The following is a 6,232-nucleotide window of genomic DNA, read 5'->3' as shown; positions in this document are numbered from 1 at the left end:
GACGCCGATCTCGGCGCCTTTCTCCTGCACCAGCTGCTTCAGGCGGATCGCCGCGGACAGGCCAGCCGGGCCGCCGCCGACGATCACGACGTCGTATTCCATCGACTCACGAGGACTACACCGCTGAGTGCTGAGATTGGACATGATTTGCTTATGAAGTTTAACAGACGCGAAGTCTTGTGGACGCCCCACACTTAACGACTATGCGCCCTATCAAGGTTTTTCGCTCCGCACATATCATCTCGTGTCGAGTTTCTTCGAAAAATGGTGGAGCATGGCTCATGCTGGCCCGGCGTTCGACCAGAGTGTTGTTCCTGCTTACGGACGCTTGGTCGAGCAGAACGGCATCTGCCCCTGCGTTGCCGCGGCGCGCGAAATTCTGGACTGTTCCGGTACGGCACCGTACCGAATTTCAGCGCTAGAGCGTGCACAATTTTCCTGCATGCCGAGAGACGCCTGGCGCAAAGTGCCTCAAGACGGCAGCGCAGAACGAGGGTCTCGATTGATCATATCGACATAATGCATCGCACGTCTTAGGCCCAGCGGGTTTCGCCCCCTGTCTCAAAGGCGAATCTAAGTTTAACGAAGTAATAAGCGCGTTGCAGTACAGGAGGGTTGATCGTCTCCGACGTACACACTGACATACAACTCAGTGGCTCAATCGCAAGCGAAAGGAGACTGTCGTGACGCACATCGCTGCCTACAACTTCGGGCTCGACAAGAATGGCGCGAACTACGTGCCGCTGTCGCCACTTAGCTTCATCGAACGTGCCGCGCTCGTTTACCCGAATCGGATTGCCGTGATTCACGGGGAATGGCAGATTACTTGGAAGGAATGCTATGACCGTTGCCGGCGTCTCGCCTCGGCACTCAAGAAGCGCGGGATTGGGGTTGGCGACACGGTGGCAGTGATGGCACCTAACGTGCCGGCCATGTACGAGGCACATTTCGCAGTGCCGATGATTGGCGCCGTGTTGAATACCCTGAATACCCGGCTCGACGCGGAAGCTATTGGTTTCATGTTACAGCATGGCGAAGCCAAAGTCGTGATCACCGACCGGGAGTATTCCGCAATCATGGAGCACGCTCTGCCGATGCTCGAGGAGCGGCCGCTCGTCATCGATATCGATGACGCTGAGCATCAAGGCGGGAAGCTTCTCGGAGAAAAAGAGTACGAAGCATTCCTGCTCGAAGGGGATGCGAACTTCGAGTGGTCGTTGCCCGAAGACGAATGGGATGCAATTGCGCTCAACTATACCTCCGGCACTACGGGCAACCCGAAGGGCGTGGTTTACCACCATCGTGGCGCGTACCTCAACGCGGTGTCGAACATCCTTTCTTTGGGCATGCCGCACCACGCGGTCTATTTGTGGACGCTGCCCATGTTTCACTGCAATGGCTGGTGCTATCCGTGGACCATGGCGGCGAATGCCGGCACTAACGTGTGTTTGCGTCGCGTGGAAGTCAAGGCGATTTTCGACGCGATCAGGAAGCATAAGGTGACCCATTTCTGTGCTGCCCCGATCGTGCACAGCATGCTGATCAACGCGCCGGAAGAAATGCGCGCTGGTATCGAGCAGCGGGTTTCTGGCTGCATCGCCGGGGCCGCACCGCCAGCGTCAGTCATCGAGGGGATGGAGCGGATTGGTTTCGACATTACCCACGTGTACGGTCTGACAGAGACCTACGGTCCCGCCGCAGTGTGCGCCAAACAGGAAGGCTGGGACAAACTGCCCCTGGAACAACGTGCCGAACTCAATGGGCGCCAGGGTGTGAGGGCGCCCATGCAGGAAGGCATGACGGTGCTGGACCCTGCGAACATGCATCCCGTGCCTTGGGACGGGCAAACGATGGGCGAAATCATGTTCCGCGGCAATCCGATCATGAAGGGTTATCTCAAGAATCCCAATGAGACAGAGAAGGAGTTTGCCGGCGGCTGGTTCCATAGCGGCGATCTGGCGGTGGTCGACTCCGCCGGCTACGTCAAGATCAAGGATCGTTCCAAGGACGTGATCATTTCGGGCGGTGAAAACATTTCCTCGCTCGAGGTGGAGGATGTTCTGTATCGCCATGCTGCGGTAATCGGCGCAGCGGTTGTGGCGCGTCCCGACGAAAAATGGGGAGAGGTTGCGTGCGCCTTTGTCGAACTTAAGGAAGGTGCGCAGACCACGGAACGGGAAATTATCGAATTCTGCCGCGAACGCATGGCGCGCTTCAAGGTGCCGAAGAAGGTCGTCTTCGGTCCGCTAGTGAGGACCGGGTCAGGCAAGATCCAGAAGTTCGTTTTGCGCGAACGGGCCAATGCGCTCTGAAGAACTGACACCCGCCACAACAGTGAGCGAATCATGAAGATACTCGTTACCGTTAAGCGCGTCCTTGATTTCAACGTCAAGGTTCACGTCAATCCAGACGGGCGCGGCGTGGACCTGGCGAACGTGAAGATGTCGATGAACCCGTTCGACGAGATCGCCGTCGAAGAGGCGGTGCGGCTGAAGGAAGCGGGCATTGCGACGGAGGTGGTCGCGGTGTCATGCGGCGTTGCGAAATGCCAGGAAACGCTGCGTACCGCTCTTGCGATTGGCGCGGATCGAGCCATTCTGGTGGAAACCGATGTCGAACTTCAACCGCTGGCCGTCGCCAAACTGGTGAAGGCGCTCGTCGAAAAGGAACAGCCGCAACTGGTCTTCTGTGGCAAACAGGCGATCGACGATGATGCCAATCAGACCGGCCAGATGCTGGCGGCGCTAATGGGCTGGGCTCAGGCCACGTTTGCTTCGAAGGTCGTCGTCGCGGATAACACGGCCACGGTCACGCGCGAGATAGATGGCGGCCTGGAGACGCTGGAGTTCAAGCTCCCTGTTGTCGTCACCACCGATCTGCGGCTGAACGAACCGCGCTATGCGACCTTGCCCAACATCATGAAGGCGAAGAAGAAGACGCTCGATACGCTTACGCCCAAATCGCTTGGGATAGACGTCACTCCGCGGCTGGAGACCCTCGCGGTAACGGAGCCGGCCAGGCGCGTTGCCGGCATCCGCGTAGCAGACGTCAGGCAGTTGATCGACAAGCTCAAGAAAGAAGCGAAGGTGATCTAAATGGCTATCCTCGTAATCGCGGAGCACGACCACGTGTCGGTCAAGGGTGCGACGCTAAACGCTATCACCGCGGCGAAGCAGATCGGCGACGATGTTCATGTGCTGGTAGCGGGCAGCGATTGCGCTGCCGCGGCACAGGCAGTCGCGAAGATCGATGGCGTCAAGAAGGTGCGCGTGGCCGACGCGACGTACTACGTCGACCAGACCGCTGAGAACGTCGCCGCCCTGGTCATCGCCAATGCCGACGGTTACAGCCACATCTTGGCGCCCGCCACCACCTTCGGCAAGAACATGCTGCCACGCGTTGCCGCGCTGCTGGATGTGGCGCAAATCTCCGACATCGTTGCAGTGAAGTCCGCCGACACCTTTGTGCGACCGATTTACGCCGGCAATGCGCTCGCTACTGTCAAGTCCCACGACGCGGTGAAGGTCATCACGGTGCGCACTACTGGCTTCGACGCCGCTGGCCTGGGCGGTGTCGCGGCAGTCGAATCGATGCCTGCAGGTCCCGATCTTGGCCTGTCGAAAGTAACAGGCCGTGAACTCACGAAGTCGGCGCGGCCCGAACTCGGTGATGCAAAAATCATCGTCTCCGGTGGCCGGGGCTTAGGCAACGGCGAGAACTACCACAGGCTGCTCGATCCGCTGGCCGACAAGCTGGGTGCGGCGCTTGGAGCGTCACGCGCCGCGGTCGACGCGGGGTTCGTGCCCAACGACTATCAGGTGGGCCAAACCGGCAAGATCGTGGCACCCGATCTTTACATAGCAGTTGGCATCTCTGGTGCAATCCAGCACCTTGCCGGCATGAAGGACTCAAAGGTGATCGTCGCTATCAACAAGGATGGAGATGCACCGATCTTCCAGGTGGCGGATTACGGCCTGGTGGCCGATTTGTTCGAGGCGTTGCCCGAACTCTGCAGCTTGCTCGACTGAACCCGGACGGGCTCGCTGCGAAGGACACAAACATGACAACTTACGTGGCACCGACGCGCGACATGCTGTTCGCGATGAACGAGCTGGCTGGCCTTGCCGAAATCGCAGCGTTACCCGGCAATGAAGAAGTGACGCCCGACCTTGTGGAAGCGATTCTGGACGAGGCAGCCAGGTTTGCGACGGAGGTTCTCGCACCCATTAACGCTCAAGGCGACCGCCAGGGCTGCACATGCAAGGATGGACACGTCACGACCGCGGACGGGTTCAAGGCGGCCTATAGCAAGTTCGTCGAAAGCGGTTGGAACGCAATGCCGGGCAGCCCCGACTTTGGCGGCCAGGGTCTGCCGTCCCTGGTGTCCACGGCGGTACTCGAAATGTGGAAAGCGTCCAATATGGCCTTTTCACTTTGCCAGATGCTGACCCTCGGCGCAGTGGCGGCCATCGCGCATCATGGCTCCGAGCAGGACAGGCAGCGCTATCTGCCGAAGATGGTGTCGGGCGAATGGACCGGCACGATGAACCTCACTGAATCCCAGGCCGGCTCGGACCTCTCCGCGGTCCGCACCAAGGCTGAACCTGAGGGTGATCACTACCGCATCAGCGGCACAAAGATCTTCATCACCTGGGGTGAGCACGACATGGCGGAAAATATCATCCACATGGTACTTGCACGCCTGCCGGACGCCCCTGAGGGAACGAAAGGGATCTCGCTCTTCGTAGTCCCCAAGTTTCTGGTGAACGACGACGGCAGCGTGGGGCCGCGCAACGATCTCATCTGCGCGTCGATCGAGCACAAGATGGGTATTCACGGCAGTCCGACTGCAGTCATGGCGTTCGGCGAGAACGAGGGCGCCATTGGCTACCTGGTGGGAGAGGCGAACCGCGGTCTGGGATGCATGTTCACCATGATGAACCACGCCCGTCTCAATGTCGGGCTCGAAGGCGTGGCGATTTCCGAGCGCGCCTACCAGCAGGCGCTGGGCTATGCGCGTGAGCGCATTCAAAGCCGCCCCATCGGCGCGACGAGCGGTGGTCCCGTGACGATCATCCATCACCCGGATGTGCGGCGCATGCTGATGGATATGAAAGCGCGAATCGAAGCCATGCGCGCATTGGCATATTTCACCGCTGCCCAGATGGACAAGGCGCAATCGCATCCGGACGCGGCCGAGCGCCAGAAATGCCAGGCCATGACGGATCTTCTGACGCCAGTTGTCAAAGGGTGGTGTACCGAAAATGCCGTCGACATCACTTCCACCGGAATTCAGGTGCACGGTGGCGTCGGATTTATTGAGGAAACGGGAGCCTGTCAGCACATGCGCGATGCGCGCATCACTACGATCTACGAGGGTACGACCGGAATTCAGGCTAACGATCTGATCGGGAGAAAGGTAGCCCGCGACCAGGGGGTCGCAGTCCACCTCCTGTTAGGCGAGATGAATGCCACCCTGGTCGCCCTCGAAGCTGCGGGTGACAAGGACCTTCGCGTCATCGCCGGGTCGCTGCAAGGCGGCACAGTGGCCCTCGAGACCGCAACCGGATGGCTGCTGTCGATCTACGAGCGTGATCCTGCGAGTGCCGCGGCCGGCGCGGTGCCTTATCTGAAGCTCTTCGGCACCGTGACGGGGGGCTGGCTTATGGCTCGCGCGGCGTTGGTCGCAGCGGCGAAGCAGGCGACTTCCGGGAGCGACTTCTATCGAGCCAAGACAGTCACTGCACGTTTTTATGCCGAACACGTGTTGCCCGAGGCGCACGCTTTCCGCAAGGCCATCGTCGACGGTGCGGGCTCGGTTCTCGCTCTCGACGAGTCGCTGTTCTAAGCGAACCCCAAATCACCGGAATGAAGTCATGAACGAGTTCAACGGCTATGACATCGAAGGCCTCTCCGTCGACATGACCGCGACCATCGCCAGGACGATCACTGAAGCGGATATCGCGCTGTTCGCCGGTGTCCCGGGCGACAACGATGCCGTCCACATCAACGAAGAGTTCGATGCCCCTTCGTCCTTCGCCGGGCGTATCGCACACGGCTTTCTGACCGCCAGCGTGATCCCGGCCGTTACTGCCAACAAGTTCCCGGAGCCGGGGACCCTCTTACCTCCTCGAGAAGAGGTGCGCGTTTGCGACACCGTCGTCATCGACAACGAGGTGCTGGTCACTGTCACATCCGGTAAAGGTCGGTCGTACTAGCCGCAGGAGTATCG

Annotated in this window: 6 protein-coding genes; 5 read left to right on the top strand and 1 reads right to left on the bottom strand. The window is 59.8% G+C overall.

The features are described 5' to 3' along the window. A partial coding sequence (locus P0D80_RS44645; RefSeq protein WP_408293792.1) for an FAD-dependent oxidoreductase occupies nucleotides 1–144 on the bottom strand: 144 nt, incomplete at its 3' end. A 539-nt stretch (nucleotides 145–683) separates the two neighbouring features. Between P0D80_RS44645 and P0D80_RS44640 the strand changes: the two genes are divergently transcribed. The 5 genes from P0D80_RS44640 to P0D80_RS44620 are packed head-to-tail and all read left to right on the top strand — an operon-like array spanning nucleotide 684 to nucleotide 6,218. Continuing rightward, nucleotides 684–2,312 carry an acyl-CoA synthetase gene (locus P0D80_RS44640; protein ID WP_408293789.1) on the top strand — a complete coding sequence of 543 codons (1,629 nt, stop codon included), beginning with the start codon at nucleotides 684–686 and terminating at the stop codon, nucleotides 2,310–2,312. Between the two features lie 33 nt (nucleotides 2,313–2,345). Next, nucleotides 2,346–3,095, top strand: a complete 750-nt coding sequence (locus P0D80_RS44635) for an electron transfer flavoprotein subunit beta/FixA family protein (RefSeq protein ID WP_408293786.1) — start codon at nucleotides 2,346–2,348, stop codon at nucleotides 3,093–3,095. After that, nucleotides 3,096–4,028, top strand: coding sequence for an electron transfer flavoprotein subunit alpha/FixB family protein (locus P0D80_RS44630; RefSeq protein WP_408293783.1), 933 nt, complete (start codon nucleotides 3,096–3,098; stop codon nucleotides 4,026–4,028). A gap of 32 nt (nucleotides 4,029–4,060) precedes the next feature. After that, complete coding sequence (locus P0D80_RS44625; protein ID WP_408293780.1) at nucleotides 4,061–5,848, top strand: acyl-CoA dehydrogenase; 1,788 nt, start codon at nucleotides 4,061–4,063, stop codon at nucleotides 5,846–5,848. Nucleotides 5,849–5,876: 28 nt separating this feature from the next. After that, on the top strand, nucleotides 5,877–6,218 hold the full coding sequence (locus P0D80_RS44620) for a MaoC/PaaZ C-terminal domain-containing protein (RefSeq protein WP_408293777.1): 342 nt from the start codon (nucleotides 5,877–5,879) through the stop codon (nucleotides 6,216–6,218). Nucleotides 6,219–6,232 lie beyond the last annotated feature (14 nt).

Source organism: Paraburkholderia sp. RL17-373-BIF-A (assembly GCF_046030175.1).
Classification (GTDB): domain Bacteria; phylum Pseudomonadota; class Gammaproteobacteria; order Burkholderiales; family Burkholderiaceae; genus Paraburkholderia.
Note: the sequence above shows the minus strand (reverse complement) of the source record. Positions and strands in the feature narration are given on the sequence as shown.